The organism is Streptomyces luteolifulvus, assembly GCF_008806595.1.
Classification (GTDB): domain Bacteria; phylum Actinomycetota; class Actinomycetes; order Streptomycetales; family Streptomycetaceae; genus Streptomyces; species Streptomyces luteolifulvus.
In genome coordinates, this window is record NZ_VZRB01000003.1 from 246,304 (window position 1) to 267,761 (window position 21,458).

The window sequence follows — 21,458 nt, forward strand, 5'->3', positions numbered from 1 at the left end:
CCTGAGTACAGAGTTGTCATAGGGGACCGGTAGCTTACGTGCGTCTTATCTCGCGCCATGTTCGCGTCACGCACCTATGTTCTAGGGGGACCTACAAGTGACTACTCCGCCGCCCCAGGGCCAGAACCCCTTCGCTCAGGGTCAGCAGCCCGCCGGCCAGCCCCAGGGGCAGGCCCCGTACCCGCCTCAGCCCGGCTTCCCCCAGCAGGGCATGGCGCCGGTTCCGCCGCAGCAGCCGAGCCGTCGACCCAAGTTCAAGACGATCAAGAACGTGATCATCGTCGCGGCCGTCGCCGTCGCGGCCGTCGTCGGCTACATCGCCAGCCAGGACGACGCCGATCACGCCAACGTGGGTGACTGCCTGAAGTCCGCGTCCTCGTCCTCGGACCGCATGGAGGTCGTGGACTGCAAGTCCTCGGACGCCGAGGCCAAGGTCCTCAAGAAGATCAAGGGCCACTACACCCAGTTCACGGCCGAATCCGAGTGCCGCAAGGTCGACGACGCCACCAGCTTCTACGCCGAGACGGGCGACGGAGAAGAGTTCCTGCTCTGCCTGTCGGACGTCTGATCCGACCTCTCCCTACGCTGAGGGCCGGTGTTTCACGTGAAACACCGGCCCTCAGCGCATCCGGGGTCGTGTTTCACGTGAAACACGACCCCGATGCACAGCCTCAGCCCTGCTTGGCCCACCACACCTTGAGTGCGGCCACAGCGTCGTCGTACTCCATCGGCCCGTTTTCCAGGCGCAGCTCCAGCATGTGCCGGTACGCCCGACCGACGGCCGGGCCGGGCCCGACACCCAGGATCCCCATGATCTGGTTGCCGTCCAGGTCCGGACGGATCGCGTCCAGCTCCTCCTGCTCCTGAAGCTGGGCGATCCGCCCCTCCAGACCGTCATACGCACGCGACAGCGCGGCCGCCTTGCGCTTGTTGCGGGTCGTGCAGTCCGAGCGGGTCAGCTTGTGCAGCCGCCCAAGGAGCGGTCCCGCGTCACGGACGTAGCGCCGGACAGCCGAGTCCGTCCACTCCCCGGTTCCATAGCCGTGGAAGCGCAGGTGAAGTTCGACCAGCCGGGAAACGTCCTTCACCAGCTCGTTGGAGTACTTCAGAGCCGTCATGCGCTTCTTGGTCATCTTCGCCCCGACCACCTCGTGATGATGGAACGAGACCCGGCCGTCCTTCTCGAAGCGGCGTGTACGCGGCTTGCCGATGTCGTGCAGCAGCGCGGCCAGGCGGAGGGTCAGGTCGGGCCCGTCCTCCTCCAGCGCGATCGCCTGCTCCAGAACGATCAGCGTGTGCTCGTAGACATCCTTGTGCCGGTGGTGCTCGTCGCTCTCCAGGCGGAGGGCCGGCAGCTCGGGCACGACATGATCGGCGAGACCGGTGTCGACGAGCAGCGTCAGCCCCTTGCGCGGGCAGGTGGAAAGCATCAGCTTGTTCAGCTCCTCCCGCACCCGCTCGGCCGAGACGATCTCAATACGCCCCGCCATGTCCCTCATCGCCAAGACGACCTCCGGAGCCACCTCGAAGTCGAGCTGGGCGGCGAAGCGAGCGGCACGCATCATCCGCAGCGGGTCGTCGGAGAAGGACTCCTCGGGAGTACCCGGCGTACGCAGCACACGCGCCGCGAGGTCGCGGAGGCCTCCGTGCGGGTCGATGAACTCCTTCTCCGGGAGCGCGACGGCCATCGCGTTGACCGTGAAGTCACGCCGGACGAGGTCCTCCTCGATGGAGTCGCCGTACGACACCTCGGGCTTGCGCGAGGTGCGGTCGTAGGCCTCCGACCGATAGGTGGTCACCTCGATCTGGTAGCCGTCCTTCTGAGCGCCGACGGTGCCGAAGGCAATGCCGACCTCCCAGACGGAGTCCGCCCAGGGCCGCACGATCTTGAGTACGTCCTCGGGGCGGGCGTCGGTCGTGAAGTCCAAGTCGTTGCCGAGCCGGCCGAGCAGCGCGTCCCGGACCGAGCCGCCGACCAGCGCAAGGGAGAACCCGGCCTCCCGGAAGCGGCGGGCGAGGTCGTCGGCGACAGGGGCGACCCGCAGCAGTTCACTCACCGCTCGGTGCTGCACCTGGCTCAGGGCACTGGTTTCTTCGTTGGCGTTCGGCACAACAGAAGAGGGTACGTGGCCCGGGCGACCGCGAGCGCCTCCATTAAACGTGCACATCCAGCCGTGCAGGCGCCCCGTACGTGCAGGCTCGTTATACCTACACATAACGGACAGCTCGGAGCACTTTCCCGATCTTGCGGAGCAGTCCGCGGCACTTCCCCTTCGCGCGCATCGTTACGATGCGTGGACACACATTCCGACGACCACTGACGACGAGGGACGGACGAACGCGTGGCCGAGGCGGCAGACTTCCAGGGAACGAGTCCCTCACCTGCCCGCCGGTGGCTGCGGCGCACCGGAGCTTTCCTGGCCGCTGCGCCCCTGCTGGCCGGCCTGTTCCAGCTGCCCGCCGCCCCGTCCGTGCACGCCGCGCCGCAGGACTCCCCGAAGGCCGCCAACGGCTCGGGCACGGTGTCCATCAGCCTCGACACGTTCAGCCCGAGTGTCCCCACGGACGGCGACACCCTGACCGTGTCCGGCACGGTGAGGAACACCGGCAAGCAGCCCGTCACGGACGCCCATGTGGGACTGCGCGTGGGGCCCGAGCTGATCACCCGCTCCTCCGTCGACGACGTCTCCAAGAACAGCACGGACGTCCAGGGCGCCACCGGCACCGAGGTCGGCGGCAAGTACATGGCGGAGTTCCCCAAACTCACTCCGGGCGTCGCCGAGCACTTCTCGATCTCCGTGCCCGTCGACAAGCTCGACCTGGGCGATGACGGCGTCTACCAGTTCGCCGTCTCCCTGTCCGGGCAGACGCCCGCCCAGCCCTGGGACCAGATGCTGGGCATCCGGCGCACCTTCCTGCCGTGGCAGCCCGACGAAGCCGACACCAGGACGAAGACGACCTATCTGTGGCCGCTCGTCTCCACCGTCCACATGACGGCCCAGACGGGATCGAACGAGCAGCAGACGCCGGTCTTCCTCAACGACGACCTCGCCGAGGAGATCGCCCCCGGCGGCCGCCTGGACCAGCTCCTGTCGCTGGGCAAGGGCCTCGACGTCACCTGGGTGCTCGACCCCGACCTGCTCGCGTCCGTCGACGCGATGACGCGCACCTACGAGGTTCAGGGCGAGGACGGCAGCACCACCGCGGGCACCCACCAGGCGCTCGCCAAGCAGTGGCTGGCCGAGCTGCAGGAGGCGGTGGCCGACAAGGAGGTCGTGGCCCTGCCCTTCGCCGACCCCGACCTGGCCTCCCTCGCCCATAACGGCACGAGCGTCACCGGCTCGCTGAGCCACCTCAAGGAGGCCACCGACGTCGTCGCCAACACGGTGGAGCCGATCCTCCACGTGAAACCGGTCACCGACTTCGCCTGGCCGATGAACGGCGCCGTCGACCCGTCGATCATCAAGGTCGCCACCTCCGCCGGCGCCGACAAGGTGATAGCCCGCAGCGACAGCCTGGAAGAGAACGGCGGCCTGCCGTACACGCCCTCCGCGCCCCGCCCCATCGGCGGCGGCACCACGGCGGTCGTCGCGGACGCCCGGATGTCGACGGCGTTCCAGGGCGACCTGACGAAGGCCTCCACCTCCACGCTCGCCGTACAGCGGTTCCTGGCCCAGAGCCTGGCCCTCAACATCCAGACCGGCAAACAGCGCAGCATCGTCGTCGCCCCGCAGCGCATGCTCTCGGCGCGCCAGGCGCAGGCGATGGCCGGGGCGATCACCGCCCTCCAGGGCGGGAACTGGTCCGAGTCCCAGAACCTCACGGCGGCCGCCAAGGCCGAGCCGGATCCGGGTGCCACGACGAAGGTGCCGTCCACGTCCGAGTACCCCTCCTCCCTGCGCAAGAAGGAGCTGCCGCGAGCGGCCTTCGAGAAGATCGCGAGCACACAGGACGCACTTGACAACTTCAAGGTGATCCTCAACGACGAGTCCCGGGTGGTGACCCCCTTCGGGCGGGCCATGAACCGTGAGATGTCCGCGTCCTGGCGTGGTCACGCGGCCGATGCGACCGGCTATCGCGACGGTGTGAAGCTCTATCTCGACGGCCTGACCGCCCAGGTCAAGCTGATCGACAAGTCCGACACCAAGCTCTCCGGCCGCAGCGCCACCATCCCCGTGACCGTGCAGAACAACCTGGTGCAGGGCGTCGAGCACCTGGTGCTGCGGCTCACCTCGACCAGCCCGCGCCTCCAGATCGGCGGGGACGCATACGAGGAACAGCCCGTCACGGTCTCCGGCGGGCACAGCCAGACAGTGAAGTTCACCACGACGGCCAAGGCCAACGGCCAGGCCACGGTGATCGCCCAGCTGTACACGGAGGACGGCCAGAAGTACGGCGACGCCGTCACCTTCGACGTGAAGGTCACCGAGTTCACGGCCACCGTGATGCTGGTCATCGGCGGCGGTTTCCTGCTGCTCGTCCTGGCCGGTTTCCGGATGTACACGCAGCGCAAACGCGCTGCCGCCCGCGAGGCCGAGGCAACCGGTCCGGACGGGACGGACGAGTCGGTGGCAGAGCCGGAGAACCCCGAGGCCCCCGATGACCGTCTCAAGGAGGAGTCGGGCACCCGGACCGGGGCAGACGACCCGGAGCAGCCGAGTGACCCGGCACCGGACACCCCAGCGGAAAGCGCCGACCCGTCCGGCACGGGTGAGAGAGTGGACCGTTGAGGATGTCGTGGCCGGTGGGCCCGGGACGATGAGGTGGGGTAACCATGAACGCGCCGTACGACGGTGACCGCGGCCAGGCCGCGGGCAGCTCGGGCCACCCCGAGGGCCCGCCGCCCGAGCACGGCCAGGTACCGCCGCAGCCTCCCGCGGACATGTACCTCCAGGACGCCTACGACCAGGACCCCTATCGGGCACAGGACCCCCACGCCCAGGACCCGGTCGCCGAGGCCCTCTACGACCGTGCCGCCCACCCCCCGCCGCCTCCGGGCACGTACCAGCCCCAGCAGCCGCTCTACGCACAGCCGCCCCAGTCGCCGTACGCCCCCGACCCGCAGGTGTGGGCGCAGACCCCGGCGCCCGAACCGGAGGGCCCGACGCAGTACCTGCCCTACGGCGACGACCCCCGTACGACCCGGTTCGTGGGCGTCGACGACCTCGTGACCCAGGCCGGCGGGGAACGCCATGAGCCGGACGCCTTCGCGCACCTCTTCCGCGACCAGCAGCAGGGCGGCGGGCGTCCGCCGACGGACCACCCGTCGGTGCCCGGCCCGGCCCAGGCACCGACCGCGGGGCAGTACCCGCCGGAGGCCCCGCCTGTCGCGGCCGAGGCCCCCGCTCCGGCTCCCACAGACACTCCCGCACCGACGGCGAAGAAGGGCGGCCGCGCCTCGGGCCTGCTGAAGTCGAGCGCCGTCATGGCGGCGGGCACGATGGTCTCCCGCCTCACCGGCTTCATCCGCTCCGCGCTGATCGTTTCGGCGCTGGGCGTCGGCTTCCTCGGCGATGCCTTCCAGGTGGCCTACCAGCTGCCGACGATGATCTACATCCTGACCGTCGGCGGCGGCCTGAACTCCGTCTTCGTGCCACAGCTCGTTCGTGCCATGAAGGAGGACGACGACGGTGGCGAGGCATACGCCAACCGTCTGCTGACCCTGGTGATGGTGGCCCTGGCCGCGCTCACCGGGCTTGCGATGTTCGCCGCGCCGCTCCTGGTCCGCATGCTGGCCAACCCCGTAGCCAGCGACCCCGCGGCCAACGAGGTCGCCGTCACCTTCACCCGCTACTTCCTGCCCTCGATCTTCTTCATGGGCATCCATGTGGTGATGGGACAGATCCTCAACGCGCGCGGCAAGTTCGGCGCGATGATGTGGACGCCGGTCCTGAACAACATCGTCATCATCGTGACGCTCGGCATGTTCCTCTGGGTGTACGGCACCGCCGCCCACTCCGGCATGCAGGTCACGACCATTCCGGCGGAGGGCCAGCGGCTTCTCGGAGTCGGTGTGCTGCTCGGTCTGGTCGTGCAGGCCCTGGCGATGATCCCCTACCTGCGCGAGACCGGATTCAGGATGCGGTTGCGCTTCGACTGGAAGGGGCACGGCCTCGGCAAGGCCGCGATGCTCGCCAAGTGGACCGTCCTGTTCGTACTCGCCAACCAGGCGGGCGCCATGGTGGTGGTCCAGCTGTCCACCGCCGCGGGCAAGACGTCCGATGTCGACGGCACCGGCTTCGCCGCCTACGCCAACGCCCAGCTGATCTGGGGCCTGCCGCAGGCCATCATCACCGTCTCCCTGATGGCGGCCCTGCTGCCGCGGATCTCGCGCTCGGCGGCCGACGGGGACGGCGGCGCGGTCCGCGACGACATCTCCCAGGGCCTGCGGACCACCGCGGTCGCGATCGTGCCGATCGCCTTCGGCTTCCTCGCCCTCGGCGTCCCCATGTGCACGCTGATCTTCGGCTCCTCCGGCACCAGCGAGGCCACCAACATGGGCTTCATGCTGATGGCCTTCGGCCTCGGCCTGATCCCGTACTCCGTGCAGTACGTCGTCCTGCGGGCCTTCTACGCCTACGAGGACACCCGGACCCCCTTCTACAACACGGTCATCGTGGCCGCGGTCAACGCCGGCGCCTCGGTGCTCTGCTACGTCGTCCTCCCGTCCCGCTGGGCCGTGGTCGGCATGGCCGCCGCATACGGTCTCGCCTACGCGATCGGCGTCGGCGTCGCCTGGAACCGGCTGCGCAAGCGGCTGCGCGGGGACCTGGACGGCGCCCGCGTACTGCGGACGTACGCCCGGCTCGGCATCGCCTCGGTTCCCGCAGCGCTGCTGGCGGGCGCGGCCTGCTACGGGATCGGCACCACGCTCGGTCAGGGCGTCTTCGGCTCCTTCACGGCGCTGTTGGTCGGCGGGGCCGTACTGCTCGGAATCTTCTACGTCGCCGCGCGCCGCATGCGTATCGAGGAGCTGAACTCGCTTGTGGGCATGGTCCGTGGACGCCTGGGGCGGTGAGGCGGGGGTACGCGCACAACCATCGTCCGCCATCGTGTGTCGTGCATAGCGGCGGACTGTGGGCACAATTGGATTCCGCGTCACATGGCGCGCATTGGATGGGGAGGCAGGAACGACGGTGGCGGAACGGAGCACGGCTGCCGTCGACGTGGCAGACAACAGCGGTGACGAGCCGCTGACCGCCAAGGCGGACCAGTCCACGGCCGACGGGGAGGCCCAGAACCGGGAGCGGGACACGGACAACGTCGAGGCACAGGGGAGTGGCGGGACCGAGAGTCCCGGAAAGGTCTCACCACCCGAGCTGCACAGCGGCCACAAACTCGCCAGACGCTACCGTCTCGAGGAGTGCGTCACTCGTCTGGACGGTTTCAGCAGCTGGCGTGCGGTCGACGAGAAGCTCCGTCGTGCCGTCGGCGTCCATATCCTGCCCGCGGACCACACACGGGCCCGTTCCGTCCTTGCAGCGGCCCGTTCCTCCGCACTCCTCGGCGATCCCCGGTTCGTCCAGGTCCTGGACGCCGTCGAGGAGAACGACCTCGTCTACGTCGTCCACGAGTGGCTTCCCGACGCGACCGAGCTGACCACGCTCCTCGCTCCCGGTCCGCTGGAGGCGTACGACGCCTACCAGTTGGTCAGTCAGGTCGCCTCGGCCATGGCCGCCGCCCATCGCGAGGGCCTCGCCCATCTGCGCCTGAATCCGAACTCGGTGCTGCGTACCTCGAGCGGGCAGTGGCGCATCCGCGGACTCGCCGTCAATGCCGCGCTGCGCGGCATCAGTTCGGGCACACCCCAGCGCACCGACACGGAGGCGATCGGCGCCCTGCTGTACGCGGCGCTCACCCAGCGCTGGCCGTACGAAAGTGACGCCTACGGTCTGTCGGGCCTGCCCAAGGACGTCGGCCTCATCCCGCCCGACCAGGTGCGCGCCGGAGTCCATCGCGGGCTGTCCGAGCTCTCCATGCGGGCCCTCGCCAACGACGGCGCGACCGCCTCCCGTCATGAGTCGCCGTGCACGACACCGGAGGAACTCGTGAAGGCGATCGGCGAGATGCCCCGCATCCGCCCGCCGGAGCCGGCGTTCGCCGCCCCGCCCGAATACCAGCGCACAACGTACCAGCAGGGCTCGTACGGCCGCCCCGCATCGCACCCGGGCGCCACGCAGCCGGTGCCGCCGCCTCCCGCCCCACTGCAGAGCCGTACGGGCAAGGTCCTCAAATGGGCCGTCTCGGCACTGCTCATCGCCGCGCTCGGTCTTGGCAGCTGGCAGCTGGCGGACGCGCTCATGGACCAGGGCAAGAAGTCCGACGACACCAACCAGACCCAGCCGACGGACGGCAACGACAAGAGCTCGAAGAAGCCTGCGACTGCCGGCAAGCCGGTCCCGATCAGCGAAGTCCACGACTTCGACCCCTTCGGCGACCAGTCCGAGAAGCCGGGTGACGTGGGGAAGGTCTTCGACTCCAGCACCGCGACCTACTGGCAGACGGACTTCTACACGAGCGCCGACTTCGGCCGGCTGAAGTCGGGGCTCGGAGTCGTCCTCGACCTCGGCAAGGTCCAGCAGGTCGGGAAGGTGACCGTGACCTTCGTGGGTGACACGTCGGTCGAACTCCTCACCGCGGGCACGGACGCGGCTTCCATGCCGGCCTCGTTCGACGCCTACACCAAGGCTGCCGAGGGCTCGGGCACGACCGTGTCGCTCAAGCCCGGCAAGTCCGTGAAGAGCCGGTACCTGCTGCTGTGGCTGACCAACCTGCCGTTGCAGGACGACGGGCAGTATCGCGGCAGAGTGGCGGACATCAAGGTGACGAGCTGACCCACTGCCCGTCCACTCCCGTACGAATTACTGTTTCCTTGACGGCAGGGTCGGGGGCGAGAGGTGATCACATCGACACCGAGGCAACAGATGCGGACCTGCTCGCTCGCCACGTCGAAGGCGACCCCGACGCCTTCGGTGAGCTCGTCCGGCGGCATCGCGACCGGCTCTGGGCGGTGGCCCTGCGGACCCTCGGGGACCGCGAGGAGGCCGCTGACGCGGTGCAGGACGCCCTTGTCTCCGCCTACCGGGCCGCCCACACCTTCCGCGGCCAGTCGGCCGTCACGACCTGGCTTCACCGGATCACGGTGAACGCCTGTCTCGACCGTGCCCGCAAGGCGGCTTCGCGCAAGACCTCTCCGGTCGACGACACCGAGCGCCTGGAACAACTCCTGGAGCCGCACGAGTCGGCCTCGGCGCCGGCGGAGCGCAACGACCTGCATCGCCAGCTCCTCGAGGCGCTCGGCACCCTTCCCCCCGACCAGCGGGCCGCCCTCGTCCTCGTCGACATGCAGGGCTATCCCGTCGCCGAAGCGGCCCGGATGCTCGATGTCCCCACCGGCACGGTGAAGAGCCGCTGTGCGCGCGGCAGAGCCAGACTGCTGCCCCTGCTGACCCATCTACGGCCGGAAAGTTCCGGTGACAGCAAGGAACCGGCCCCGGGACGGAACCGGGCGCAGGGGACATCCGTCCCACCCGCAGCGGGACCGCGGAAAACGGATCCGCCGGATACCGGGCCAAGTGATTCAGCTGCAGTGAAGGGCGGAGGTGGGCGAGCGTGACATCCTCGACGGACGCGTCCGGGCACCCGGATGTCGCGGAGATCTCCGACCTCACCGAAGGCCTGCTCCCGCCGTCCCGGACCTCGGACGTACGGCAGCACCTGGACGAGTGCGACCTGTGCGCCGATGTCCATGCGTCGCTGGAGGAGATCCGGGGGCTGCTCGGGACGCTCCCGGGACCGCCCCGCATGCCCGCCGATGTCGCGGGGCGGATCGATGCCGCCCTTGCCGCGGAGGCCCTGCTCCACGCCACCACACCCGATGCCCTGGACACACCGGCGCCCGCCGCATCGTCCCGGACCGCGCCCGACGCGGACGACGGCACGCGTGTTTCACGTGAAACACCGGCCACGGCGGACCGCCCTTCGGGCCACGCCCGCACCTCGACCACGGGACCGGGCCGCAAGGAACGCAAGAGGGGAGGGCGCCGCAGGGTCGCCGTCCTGGGCGCTGTCTTCACGGCCGCCGCCCTGGGACTCGGCTCCCTGCTGGTGTCGTCCCTCGGCGGCGGGCCATCCGGTCCTGCGGTGGGCGAGCAGGAGGCCGCCTCGGACACGTTCTCCGCGGGAAAGCTGGAGCAGCAGGTCGCCGACCTCCTCGCCAAGGGCCAGAAGTCGGTGGACGGCTCCCGTACTCCGCAGGGCCTGGGCGTGGAGAGCAATGCCGGTACCGACTCCCCCAGGGTCCTCAAAAAACCCACGGTTCCCGAATGCGTCCGGCAAGGCATCGGCCGCAACGACGCGGCACTCGCCACCGAGAAGGGCACCTATCAGGGGAAGGACGCACTGCTCGTGGTGCTGCCCGACGCGTCCGGCACCCCCCGGGTCACGGCGTACATCGTCGACGCGACCTGTGTGGACCATCCGTCGTCCGCCAAGGCCGAGGTTCTGCTGAAGAAGTCCTACGCGCGCTCCTGAGGACAAACGCTTCGCCTGCGTGCTGCGTGGTGTCCCGCACGGTCCGGTGTCTCCGTGTGCCCGGACACAGTGGGAATGCGCGCCCCGTAGGATCCGTTGGGTGGGGTGAGAGTCCCGAGAAGGGCTCCCGCCGGACCTTCGACGCAGTCCAGAGACGAGGAACAAGCCGTGAGCGACGTCCGCAATGTGATCATCATCGGCTCCGGGCCCGCCGGCTACACGGCGGCGCTCTACACCGCGCGTGCGTCGCTGAAGCCGCTGGTGTTCGAGGGAGCCGTCACCGCGGGCGGCGCACTGATGAACACCACCGAGGTGGAGAACTTCCCCGGCTTCCGGGACGGCATCATGGGCCCCGAGCTCATGGACAACATGCGCGCCCAGGCCGAGCGCTTCGGTGCGGAGCTCCTCCCGGACGACGTCGTGAGTGTCGACCTGACCGGTGAGATCAAGACTGTCACCGACACGGCGGGCACGGTCCACAAGGCGAAGGCCGTCATCATCACCACCGGCTCCCAGCACCGCAAGCTCGGACTGCCGAACGAGGACGCCCTCTCCGGCCGGGGCGTCTCCTGGTGCGCCACCTGTGACGGCTTCTTCTTCAAGGACCATGACATCGCCGTGATCGGCGGCGGTGACACCGCGATGGAGGAGGCCACCTTCCTCTCGCGCTTTGCCAAGTCCGTGACGATCGTCCACCGCCGTGACACGCTGCGCGCCTCCAAGGCGATGCAGGAGCGCGCGTTCGCCGACCCGAAGATCAAGTTTGTCTGGGACAGCGAGGTCGCCGAGATCAAGGGCAACCCGAAGCTGGAGGGGCTGACGCTCCGCAACCTCAAGACCGGTGAGACTTCCGAGCTTCCGGTGACCGGCCTGTTCATCGCGATCGGCCACGACCCGCGCACCGAGCTCTTCAAGGGCCAGCTGAAGCTGGACGACGAAGGCTATCTGAAGGTGGACGCGCCCTCGACCCGGACGAGCCTGACCGGTGTCTTCGGCGCCGGCGACGTCGTCGACCACACCTACCGCCAGGCGATCACCGCTGCCGGCACCGGCTGTTCCGCCGCCCTCGACGCCGAGCGCTTCCTCGCCGCCCTCGCGGACGAGGAGAACGCCGACCCCGAGACGGCCACCGTCTGACACCCTCATCCCCATCCGCCCCACCGCACGATCAAGTTAAGGAGCCCGCCGTGGCCGGCACCCTGAAGAATGTGACTGACGACTCCTTCGAGCAGGACGTCCTGAAGAGCGACAAGCCCGTACTGGTGGACTTCTGGGCCGCCTGGTGCGGTCCGTGCCGCCAGATCGCGCCGTCCCTCGAGGCGATCGCCGCCGAGTACGGCGACAAGATCGAGGTCGTCAAGCTCAACATCGACGAGAACCCGGGTACGGCCGCCAGGTACGGCGTCATGTCCATCCCGACTCTGAACGTGTACCAGCGTGGCGAGGTCGCCAAGACCATCGTCGGCGCGAAGCCGAAGGCCGCGATCGTCCGCGACCTCGAGGACTTCATCGCCGAGTGACGTTTCACGTGAAACACGAATGGGCCGACCCGGAAGGGCCGGCCCATTCGCTTTGAAGTCGAGCGGATGCGGTCCGGTCAGAGGGGCCGCAGTGCCGGTTCCTTCTGTACGGCCCCGAGGAGCCGGTCCAACGCCATCTCCACGTCTTCCTTCCAGGAGAGCGTCGACCGCAGCTCCAGCCTCAGCCGGGGGTACGTCGGATGGTGCCGGACGGTCTTGAATCCCACCGCCAGGAGATGGTCGGCAGGAAGGACACAGGCCGGTTCCTTCCAGCGTGCGTCTCCGAATGCCTCGATCGCCTTGAAGCCCCGTCTCAGCAGATCCTTGGCGACCGTCTGGACCATCACCCGGCCCAGCCCCTGCCCCTGATAGCCCGGCATGATGAACGCGGTCATCAGCTGCACCGCATCGGGTGAGACGGGGCTTGTGGGGAACGCCGTCGAACGGGGGACATACGCGGGAGGGGCGTAGAGCACAAAGCCCACCGGTACGTCGTCGACGTAGACGACCCGGCCGCAGGACCCCCAGTCCAACAGGACGGCGGAGATCCAGGCTTCCTTCTCCAGGGCGGGTGTGCCTGCCTTTACCGCTGCTTCGCCGCTGACTGGATCCAGCTCCCAGAAGACGCACGTGCGACAGCGCTTGGGAAGGTCCTGAAGGTTGTCCAGCGTGAGCGGTACGAGCCGACGCCCCATGAAGGCTGATCCTCGCTTCCTTCGCCCGCCGCGTCGCGGGCGGCCGTCAGAGCGCTCCGTTCCCTGAGCAGGCTGCCGACGAATCCGCCGACCGCCCCCAATCCCAGGCCCGCGCTCACCAGTCCGGTGCGGCTCACCGTTCGCATGGCCCCTGCCTCTCCTCAGAGGGTGCTCTCGAGTGCATGCCCATACCCGAACGCATCGTATCCACCATGCGATTGCATCGATACCGCCTGAAAGCAAAGAGCGGGCCGTGTCCGGTACACACCGGACACGGCCCGCATGGTCGGGTAGGATGTTGCCTCCCGCCCGACCAGAGGCTCAGTCCTCCGAGTCCTCGCTCTCGCTCTCCATGAGGCTCTTCTGAAGAGCGAGCCTCTCGCCGGGGGCGAGCGTGTTGAGGATGCGCTCAAGATCCTCGGGCGAGGCGAACTCGACGGTGATCTTGCCCTTCTTCTGGCCCAGCTCGACCTTCACCCGCGTCTCGAAGCGGTCCGAGAGTCGGGTCGCCAGGTCGGTCAGCGCAGGGGAGACACGGGCGCCGGCCCGCGGGCCCTTGGACCGACGGGCCGTCTGAGGCCGCGAGCCCATCAGCGTCACGATCTCTTCCACGGCCCGCACCGAGAGCCCCTCGGCCACGACCCGGTACGCCAGCCGCTCCTGCTCCTCCGGGTCCTCCACCGAGAGCAGCGCCCGGGCATGCCCGGCGGTGAGCACCCCGGCGGCCACCCGATTCTGGACCCTCGGCGAGAGCTTCAGCAGTCGCAGAGTGTTCGAGACCTGCGGACGGGAACGGCCGATGCGGTCCGCCAGCTGGTCGTGCGTGCAGTTGAAGTCCTTCAGCAACTGGTCGTAGGCGGCTGCCTCTTCCAGCGGGTTCAGCTGAGCCCGGTGGAGGTTCTCCAGCAGGGCGTCCAGAAGGAGCTTCTCGTCATCCGTGGCCCGCACGATCGCCGGGATCGCCTCCAGCCCCGCCTCACGGCAGGCCCGCCAGCGGCGCTCGCCCATGATGAGCTCGTAGCGCGCGGGACCGAGCTGCCGTACGACGACCGGCTGGAGGAGGCCGACCTCCTTGATGGAGGTGACGAGTTCCTGCAGCGCGTCCTCGTCGAAGACCTCACGCGGCTGGCGCGGGTTCGGCGTGATGGAGTCGAGGGGGATCTCCGCGAAGTGGGCGCCGACAGGAGCGGGCGGCATCTCCACGGATCCGTCGGTCGACGGCTCCTCGGTTTCATGTGAAACAGGCGGCAGCGTGGTGACCTTGGCCGCGGCCACTCCACGTTCGGCGGTCAGCACCGGGGAAGCCGCAGGGGACGTGGAGGCGCCCCCCAGCGCGGCCTGGGCCACCGTCTTCTCCGTCGGGGCAGCAGGGATCAGTGCGCCGAGACCACGGCCCAACCCCCTCCGTCGCTCGCTCACTGGATCCCCTCCACCATGCTCGGGTCGCTTTGTGCGCCGATGTGGGCGTGCGTCGCGTCGTAGTTGACGCCGACGCCCTTCAGCGCGATTTCTCGTGCCGCCTCAAGATAAGACAGGGCACCGCTCGATCCTGGATCGTAGGTCAGCACCGTCTGGCCATAGCTCGGCGCCTCGGAGATACGGACCGAGCGGGGGATGCTCGTCCGCAGCACCTCGTCGCCGAAGTGGTTGCGCACCTCGTCCGCGACCTGGGACGCGAGCCGCGTCCGGCCGTCGTACATGGTGAGCAGGATGGTCGACACATGGAGAGCGGGGTTGAGGTGCCCCCGCACCAGGTCGACATTGCGCAGCAGCTGGCCCAGGCCTTCCAGCGCGTAGTACTCGCACTGAATAGGGATGAGGACTTCTTGCCCGGCCACCAGCGCGTTGACGGTCAGCAGACCCAGCGAGGGCGGGCAGTCGATGAGGATGTAGTCCAGCGGCTGCTCATAGGCCTGGATCGCCCGCTGCAGCCTGCTCTCGCGGGCCACGAGGGACACCAGCTCGATCTCCGCACCGGCGAGATCAATCGTCGCGGGGGCGCAGAAGAGTCCCTCCACATCCGGGACCGGCTGGACGACATCTGCGAGCGGCTTGCTCTCGACCAGGACGTCGTAGATCGAGGGAACCTCGGCGTGATGGTCGATACCCAGCGCCGTGGACGCATTGCCCTGGGGATCGAGATCGATCACCAGGACACGACCACCGTGCAGAGCCAGCGACGCAGCAAGGTTGACGGTCGTCGTCGTCTTGCCCACGCCACCCTTCTGGTTGGCGACCACCATGACGCGGGTCTGCTCGGGCCGTGGCAGGCCCTCGCCGGCGCGGCCTAGAGCCTCCACCGCCAGTTGGGCAGCACGACCGATCGGAGTGTCGTCCATCGGGGGCGGTGTTTCACGTGAAACATCCTCTCCGATGGACTCGGTACGGGGACCGGGGACCGGATCGGTCATCGGTCCCGCGATGTTGGCGTCGGACCGCAAGGATTCACTCTCCTCGACTTCAGGCTCGCAATGAACAGAGCCTCCCATGCCTTCGGGGTCGTGAACCAGTGAGGCCTGGCGTTCTGTGGAGAAATCCACCTCTGTGGACAACTCCATGCCCCTCAGGGAGGACGATGGCTCGTCGGAAGCAGCGCCCTCTCCGAGCGAACCGAGAGGCTTGCGGTCACGGGGTTCGGCCGCGGCGCGGCCCCGACTGATGATTCCGTGCAGCAGTGAGCGACGTTTCACGTGAAACACGATGCACAGTGGCCATAGCCGGACTGCCGCGACACTCCGACCTGCGTAGGTTTGCCAGCTTGTGTGGAGTACGTCTCGTCGTCAGGACGGATCAGTGGGGCCGGTGCGGCCGGAGCGGAGGTCCTCCCGACTATCCACGACGCCGACGTGCTCGGCCCGTACGCGCGGCCTTCGCTCGCTTGGCCGCAAAGCGCACTCCTCCGGGGCTCTCCCCGACCTCCACCCGCACCACGGTGGACGGGGGATCCACCACCCCCTCACCGACATGGAGGACAGATGTCGCCACGGCGCCGAGCTTGCTCAGCGCCGTGGCCGCGCTCTTCAGCTCCTCCTCGGCGGTGTCGCCCTTGAGCGCCAGCATCTCGCCGTAAGGGCGCAGCAGCGGAATGCCCCAGGTCGCCAGGCGGTCCAGGGGAGCCACTGCCCGAGCCGTGACCACATGGACAGGGTTCAGCTTGCCCATGACCTCCTCGGCGCGGCCGCGGACCACCGTGACATGGTCCAGGCCCAGCAGTTCCACGACCTCGGTCAGAAAGGTCGTACGCCGCAGCAGTGGCTCCAGCAGCGTGATCTTCAGATCCTCCCGGACGAGTGCCAGGGGAATGCCGGGGAGGCCGGCGCCGGACCCGACGTCGCACACCGTCACGCCCTCGGGAACGACCTCCGAGAGCACGGCGCAGTTCAGCAGGTGCCGCTCCCACAGGCGGGGCACTTCACGCGGCCCGATCAGACCGCGTTGCACGCCCGCCTCAGCGAGCAGCTCCGCGTATCGGACCGCATCCGCGAAGCGATCACCGAACACCTCACGCGCCTGCTCGGGCGCGGGGGGAAGCTCCGCTGCCTCCGTCACGGGGGACCGTCCTTCCGTACCGCATCGGCGCACCGGGCGCCGACGCCAACCACCAGAACTATCAGGCTGACAAAGTTCGGCCCCGTCTGCGGGCAGACGGGGCCGGAGGAACGAACGGACCGGTCAGGCAGGGAGCACAACGACGAAGCGCTCCGGCTCCTCGCCCTCGGACTCGCTGCGCAGACCCGCGGCCTTGACCGCGTCGTGCACGACCTTGCGCTCGAACGGCGTCATCGGCTTCAGCTTCACGGACTCACCGGTGCTCTTGACCTCGGCCGCCGCCTTGGCACCCAGCTCGGAAAGCTCCGCACGCTTCTTCGCCCGGTAGCCCGCGATGTCCAGCATCAGCCGGCTGCGGTCCCCGGTCTCCCGGTGCACGGCCAGGCGCGTCAGCTCCTGAAGGGCCTCCAGCACCTCGCCGTCACGGCCGACCAGCTTCTGCAGGTCCCGGCTGCCCGAGTCACTGATGATCGAGACAGCGGCGCGGTCGGCCTCGACGTCCATGTCGATATCGCCGTCGAGGTCGGCGATGTCCAGCAGACCCTCGAGGTAGTCCGCCGCGATCTCACCCTCCTGCTCCAGGCGGGTCAGGGTGTCTGCACCCTCGGCAGCGGCGGAGGTGGTGCCTTCCGTCACGGGATGGACTCCTTCTTACTTCTTGGACGGGGACTTGGGCCGCTGCGGACCCTTGCGCTGTCCGGACTGGGCCTTGCTGCGGGTACCGGAGCCGGTCTGCTTCGGCGCGGCCTTCTTGGCAGCGGCGGGCTTGTCGTCCTCCGGCTCGTCGGCCTTGCTCAGCGACGTCTTGTGCTCAGAGTCGCCGGCCGCCTTCGGGCCGCCGGACTGGCGCTGCGCCTTGCTCTGCCGCTTGGGCTGCTGACGCCTGGGCGTACCGCCGGTGGTCGGCGTGCCGTCCTCGGTCTGGGTGGCGACGGCGCCCTCGCTCTTCAGTACACTGCCGTCGGCCTGGGCGGCGAGTCCCGCCTTGTTCAGGCCGTTGATGAACTTGCGCTCGTGCTCGTTGCGGTCGCGGCCCTTGACCACGATGGCCTTGACGATGGCGCGCTCACGGCGGTTACGCGTCTTGCCCTGGTGCGTGACGTGCTTGTACAGGCGCTCCAGATACGCGGCCTGGGCCTTGGAACCCGGGGTCGGGTTGTTGTGGATCACGTACATCTGCTGGCCCATGGTCCACACGTTGGTGGTCAGCCAGTAGACGAGGACACCGACCGGGAAGTTGATACCGAAGACCGCGAACATGACGGGGAAGACGTACATCAGCATCTTCTGCTGCTGCATGAACGGCGTCTTCACCGTGGTGTCGACGTTCTTCGTCATCAGCTGGCGCTGCGTGTAGAACTGCGACGCGGACATCAGGACGATCATGACCGCGGTCACGATGCGGACGGTGGTCAGCGAGGCGTCGAGCGCCGTGACCTCGGCGGTGCTGTCGGTGAACTTCGCGGCCAGCGGTGCCCCGAAGATGTGCGCCTTCTGCGCGCTCTCCAGCAGGCTCTGGTTGATGACACCGACGGTGTCATTGTTGGCGATGCTGTTGAGCACGTGGTACAGGGCGAAGAAGAACGGCGACTGCGCCAGGATGGGAAGGCACGAGGAGAGGGGGTTGGTCCCCGTCTCCTTGTACAGCTTCATCATCTCTTCGGACTGACGCTGCTTGTCGTTCTTGTAGCGCTCCTGGATCTTCTTCATCTCGGGCTGGAGCGTCTGCATGGCCCGGGTCGCCTTGATCTGCTTCACGAAGAGCGGGATCAGGCAGATGCGGATCAGGACCACCAGGGACACGATGGACAGGCCCCAGGCCCACCCGGTGTCAGGGCCGAAGATCGCACCGTACACCGTGTGGAACTGGACGATGACCCAGGAAACGGGTGTCGTGATGAAGCTGAAGAAGCTGGCAATCGTGTCCACTGATCATGCTCCTTGGGCATGGGACGGGGTCTCTGCGGCCGGGCTCGAAGGAGTCTGCCCCTCAGTGGCCGGTTCGGCGGAGGTGGGCCCGCCCCTGCGTGCACGCCAGGCGTCACGCAGCATTTCGTGCCACCGCGGGCGCTTGCGCGGCGGAACATGATCCACACCGCCCAGCGACCACGGGTTGCAGCGCAGGATGCGCCAGGCCGTGAGTGCCGTGCCCTTGATCGCACCATGCCGGTCGATGGCCTGGTAGCCGTAGTGAGAACACGACGGGTAGTACTTGCACACCGGTCCGAGCAACGGACTGATGGTCCACTGGTACAGCTTGATCAGTGCCAGCAGCGGGTACTTCATCGCGCGCCCCCTCCCAGCAGCCGCGTCAGGGCGGCATCCAGGTCTCGGGCCAGCTCTGCATGGTCGGCGTCACCCGCACCGGGCAGCGCTCGTACGACTACCAGGCTACCGGGGGGCAAAAGTGCGACTCGATCGCGCATCAGATGGCGAAGCCTGCGCTTCACCTTGTTGCGCACCACTGCTCCGCCCACGGCTTTGCTGACGACGAAACCCGCACGCGTCGGGGGAGCGCTCTCCCCAGGCGCGTGCGGGTCCGTGGCACCGCTACGAAGATGGACGACGAGTGACGGGCGTCCGGCCCGACGGCCTCGTCGTACCGCGGTCGCGAAGTCCTCGCGCCGCCTCAGCCGGTTCTCGGTGGGCAGCACGACGGCATGACCTGACCGGGATCAGGCGGACAGACGGGCGCGACCCTTGCTACGGCGGGACGCGAGAATCGCGCGGCCGGCACGGGTGCGCATACGCAGCCGGAAGCCGTGGGTCTTCGCGCGACGACGGTTGTTCGGCTGGAAGGTGCGCTTGCTCACTCGGGGGCTCCAGAAATAAATCGGTGGTTGCGGGGTGCCGTCCTGGCTGTCACCGTGCGCCCACGAGTAGCTCGCGTTACGCCCGAGTGCACCGCTGACCGATCACCCAAATGATCTGTGCCCATCGGAGGCAGGCGGCAGCAGCCATCGACAACTCGACCTGGTTACGGTACGCGGGGCTACGCCATCCGGTCAAACCAGGGGCCGCGGGGAGACACTATCCACAGCCTGGGGACAACAACTTGAACCGCACCCATCGCCCTGACTACCGTGACTGGACTCCGCATCGTTCCTTCGTCCCTCGACTGACACCCAACCCGTCCCCGAATCACACCTTCGAGGGACCCGTGAGAGAGCGTGCCCTGTGGCTGACGTACCTGCCGATCTTGCCGCAGTGTGGCCACGAGTACTGGAACAACTCCTCGGTGAAAGCCGCGGGCAGGGCGTCGAGGTCAAGGACGAACACTGGATCCGGCGCTGTCAGCCGCTCGCGCTGGTCGCCGACACCGCCCTGCTCGCCGTACCGAACGAGTTCGCCAAGGGCGTGCTCGAGGGCCGGCTCGCCCCGATCGTCAGCGAGACCCTGAGCCGCGAGTGCGGCCGCCCGATCCGCATCGCCATCACCGTCGACGACTCGGCCGGCGACCCTCCGCCCCCGCCTGCCCCGGCCGGCCGCTCCAGGTACGAGGAGCCCGAGCTCCCCACGGCCCGTGAGCGCGACACGTACGAGGGATACGGCCGCCACCGCGCCGACGACCGCGGGCCCGGCCGCTCCGAACAGCACCCCGGCACGGTCGGCGACCAGCTCCCCACCCCCCGCCCCGCCTATCCCTCCGAGTACCAGCGCCCGGAGCCCGGCGCCTGGCCGCGGCCCGCGCAGGACGAGTACAGCTGGCAGCAGCAGCGGCTGGGCTTCCCCGAACGCGATCCGTACGCATCGCCGACGCAGGACACCTACGGATCCGCGTCCCAGGACGCCTATGGGTCCCCCGCGCCGGACTCGTACTCGCCGCCGTCACAGGACTACCGCCCCCAGCCGGTGGAGCGTCCGCCGTACGACGGCCAGCGTCCCGACTACGACCAGCAGCGCCCGGACTACGACCCGGCACGCCCCGATTACGACCCCCCGCGCGCGGACTACGACCCGCGCGCCCCCCGCAGGGACCTGCCCGAGCCGCCGGCCGGCTCCGGGCACGTCCACCGCGGCGGTCCGGTCGGCTCCTCGCTGCCTGCGGCCAGCGGCGCCCCCGGCCCCCTGGCCGCGAAACCCGCACCGGCGACCGGCCCCGGCGAACCCACCGCCCGGCTGAACCCCAAGTACCTGTTCGACACCTTCGTCATCGGCGCCTCCAACCGCTTCGCCCACGCGGCCGCGGTCGCCGTCGCCGAGGCCCCCGCGAAGGCCTACAACCCCCTGTTCATCTACGGGGAGTCGGGCCTCGGCAAGACGCACCTGCTGCACGCCATCGGGCACTACGCGCGCAGCCTCTACCCGGGCACGCGTGTGCGGTACGTCAGCTCCGAGGAGTTCACCAACGAGTTCATCAACTCCATCCGCGACGGCAAGGGCGACAGCTTCCGCAAGCGCTACCGCGAGATGGACATCCTGCTCGTCGACGACATCCAGTTCCTCGCGGACAAGGAGTCGACGCAGGAGGAGTTCTTCCACACCTTCAACACGCTCCACAACGCGAACAAGCAGATCGTGCTGTCCTCCGACCGGCCGCCCAAGCAGCTGGTCACACTGGAGGACCGGCTGCGGAACCGTTTCGAGTGGGGTCTGATCACCGACGTCCAGCCGCCCGAGCTGGAGACGCGCATCGCGATCCTGCGCAAGAAGGCGGTCCAGGAGCAGCTCAACGCCCCGCCGGAAGTACTGGAGTTCATCGCCTCCCGGATCTCGCGCAACATCCGCGAGCTGGAGGGCGCACTGATCCGGGTGACGGCGTTCGCCTCGCTCAACCGTCAGCCCGTGGACCTCGGCCTGACGGAGATCGTCCTCAAGGACCTCATCCCCGGCGGCGAGGACTCCGCCCCCGAGATCACCTCGACGGCGATCATGGGCGCGACCGCCGACTACTTCGGGCTGACCGTCGAGGACCTGTGCGGCACCTCGCGCGGCCGCGCCCTGGTCACGGCCCGCCAGATCGCCATGTATCTGTGCCGCGAGCTCACCGACCTCTCCCTGCCGAAGATCGGCGCACTGTTCGGCGGCCGCGACCACACGACGGTGATGCACGCCGACCGCAAGATCCGCAATCTGATGGCCGAGCGGCGCTCCATCTACAACCAGGTCACCGAGCTGACCAACCGCATCAAGAACGGCTGACAGCCGCCTCGAACCGGCG

The 21,458-nt window shown here is 68.6% G+C and carries 19 protein-coding genes; 9 read left to right on the forward strand and 10 right to left on the reverse strand.

The annotated features are described in order from the left end of the window. Positions 1–97: 97 nt before the first annotated feature. Positions 98–568 carry an LppU/SCO3897 family protein gene (locus F7R91_RS06145; protein ID WP_191971368.1) on the forward strand — a complete coding sequence of 157 codons (471 nt, stop codon included), beginning with the start codon at positions 98–100 and terminating at the stop codon, positions 566–568. A 103-nt stretch (positions 569–671) separates the two neighbouring features. Here the strand turns inward: F7R91_RS06145 and F7R91_RS06150 are convergent, their stop codons facing one another. Next, positions 672–2,111 (reverse strand): CCA tRNA nucleotidyltransferase, encoded by a 1,440-nt coding sequence (locus F7R91_RS06150; RefSeq protein WP_150945282.1) that lies wholly within the window; start codon positions 2,109–2,111, stop codon positions 672–674. Positions 2,112–2,342: 231 nt separating this feature from the next. Between F7R91_RS06150 and F7R91_RS06155 the strand changes: the two genes are divergently transcribed. The 7 genes from F7R91_RS06155 to trxA all read left to right on the forward strand — a co-directional run bounded on the left by F7R91_RS06155 (position 2,343) and on the right by trxA (position 12,053). Next, complete coding sequence (locus tag F7R91_RS06155) at positions 2,343–4,730, forward strand: DUF6049 family protein (protein ID WP_150945284.1); 2,388 nt, start codon at positions 2,343–2,345, stop codon at positions 4,728–4,730. Between the two features lie 44 nt (positions 4,731–4,774). After that, positions 4,775–7,018, forward strand: a complete 2,244-nt coding sequence (gene murJ, locus F7R91_RS06160) for a murein biosynthesis integral membrane protein MurJ (RefSeq protein WP_150945286.1) — start codon at positions 4,775–4,777, stop codon at positions 7,016–7,018. Between the two features lie 118 nt (positions 7,019–7,136). After that, positions 7,137–8,834 (forward strand): protein kinase family protein, encoded by a 1,698-nt coding sequence (locus F7R91_RS06165; protein ID WP_150945287.1) that lies wholly within the window; start codon positions 7,137–7,139, stop codon positions 8,832–8,834. A 38-nt stretch (positions 8,835–8,872) separates the two neighbouring features. Next, positions 8,873–9,616: an RNA polymerase sigma factor SigM gene (sigM, locus tag F7R91_RS06170; protein ID WP_225320541.1), complete on the forward strand. Its 744-nt coding sequence runs from the start codon at positions 8,873–8,875 to the stop codon at positions 9,614–9,616. Next, positions 9,613–10,533 carry an anti-sigma factor gene (locus F7R91_RS06175; protein WP_150945289.1) on the forward strand — a complete coding sequence of 307 codons (921 nt, stop codon included), beginning with the start codon at positions 9,613–9,615 and terminating at the stop codon, positions 10,531–10,533. The genes sigM and F7R91_RS06175 overlap by 4 nt, the downstream gene beginning before the upstream one ends. A gap of 168 nt (positions 10,534–10,701) precedes the next feature. Further along, entirely contained in the window at positions 10,702–11,670 is a 969-nt protein-coding gene (trxB, locus tag F7R91_RS06180) for a thioredoxin-disulfide reductase (protein ID WP_150945291.1), read from the forward strand. Positions 11,671–11,720: 50 nt separating this feature from the next. Then, positions 11,721–12,053, forward strand: coding sequence for a thioredoxin (gene trxA / locus F7R91_RS06185; RefSeq protein WP_150945293.1), 333 nt, complete (start codon positions 11,721–11,723; stop codon positions 12,051–12,053). A 77-nt stretch (positions 12,054–12,130) separates the two neighbouring features. Here the strand turns inward: trxA and F7R91_RS06190 are convergent, their stop codons facing one another. From F7R91_RS06190 to rpmH, 9 genes are all read right to left on the reverse strand, one after another. Next, complete coding sequence (locus F7R91_RS06190; protein ID WP_150945295.1) at positions 12,131–12,748, reverse strand: GNAT family N-acetyltransferase; 618 nt, start codon at positions 12,746–12,748, stop codon at positions 12,131–12,133. A gap of 321 nt (positions 12,749–13,069) precedes the next feature. Next, positions 13,070–14,167 (reverse strand): ParB/RepB/Spo0J family partition protein, encoded by a 1,098-nt coding sequence (locus F7R91_RS06195; RefSeq protein ID WP_150945297.1) that lies wholly within the window; start codon positions 14,165–14,167, stop codon positions 13,070–13,072. Then, the gene (locus F7R91_RS06200; protein ID WP_150945599.1) at positions 14,164–15,237 is read right to left on the reverse strand and encodes an AAA family ATPase; all 1,074 of its coding nucleotides are present in this window, start codon (positions 15,235–15,237) and stop codon (positions 14,164–14,166) included. Before F7R91_RS06200 ends, F7R91_RS06195 begins: the two co-directional genes overlap by 4 nt. A 340-nt stretch (positions 15,238–15,577) precedes the next feature. Continuing rightward, positions 15,578–16,297 (reverse strand): 16S rRNA (guanine(527)-N(7))-methyltransferase RsmG, encoded by a 720-nt coding sequence (gene rsmG / locus F7R91_RS06205; protein WP_150945299.1) that lies wholly within the window; start codon positions 16,295–16,297, stop codon positions 15,578–15,580. Positions 16,298–16,420: 123 nt separating this feature from the next. Beyond that, entirely contained in the window at positions 16,421–16,933 is a 513-nt protein-coding gene (locus F7R91_RS06210; protein ID WP_150945301.1) for a Jag family protein, read from the reverse strand. Positions 16,934–16,948: 15 nt separating this feature from the next. Then, a complete protein-coding gene (yidC, locus tag F7R91_RS06215; protein ID WP_150945303.1) occupies positions 16,949–18,226 on the reverse strand; it encodes a membrane protein insertase YidC in 1,278 nt (425 codons plus the stop codon). Positions 18,227–18,229: 3 nt separating this feature from the next. Beyond that, positions 18,230–18,583: a membrane protein insertion efficiency factor YidD gene (gene yidD, locus F7R91_RS06220; RefSeq protein ID WP_150945305.1), complete on the reverse strand. Its 354-nt coding sequence runs from the start codon at positions 18,581–18,583 to the stop codon at positions 18,230–18,232. Next, positions 18,580–18,951 carry a ribonuclease P protein component gene (gene rnpA, locus F7R91_RS06225; RefSeq protein ID WP_150945306.1) on the reverse strand — a complete coding sequence of 124 codons (372 nt, stop codon included), beginning with the start codon at positions 18,949–18,951 and terminating at the stop codon, positions 18,580–18,582. Before rnpA ends, yidD begins: the two co-directional genes overlap by 4 nt. Before the next feature lie 21 nt (positions 18,952–18,972). Continuing rightward, a complete protein-coding gene (gene rpmH, locus F7R91_RS06230; RefSeq protein ID WP_003956500.1) occupies positions 18,973–19,110 on the reverse strand; it encodes a 50S ribosomal protein L34 in 138 nt (45 codons plus the stop codon). 364 nt (positions 19,111–19,474) lie between these two features. Between rpmH and dnaA the strand changes: the two genes are divergently transcribed. Further along, positions 19,475–21,439: a chromosomal replication initiator protein DnaA gene (gene dnaA, locus F7R91_RS06235; RefSeq protein ID WP_150945308.1), complete on the forward strand. Its 1,965-nt coding sequence runs from the start codon at positions 19,475–19,477 to the stop codon at positions 21,437–21,439. Positions 21,440–21,458: the final 19 nt, after the last annotated feature.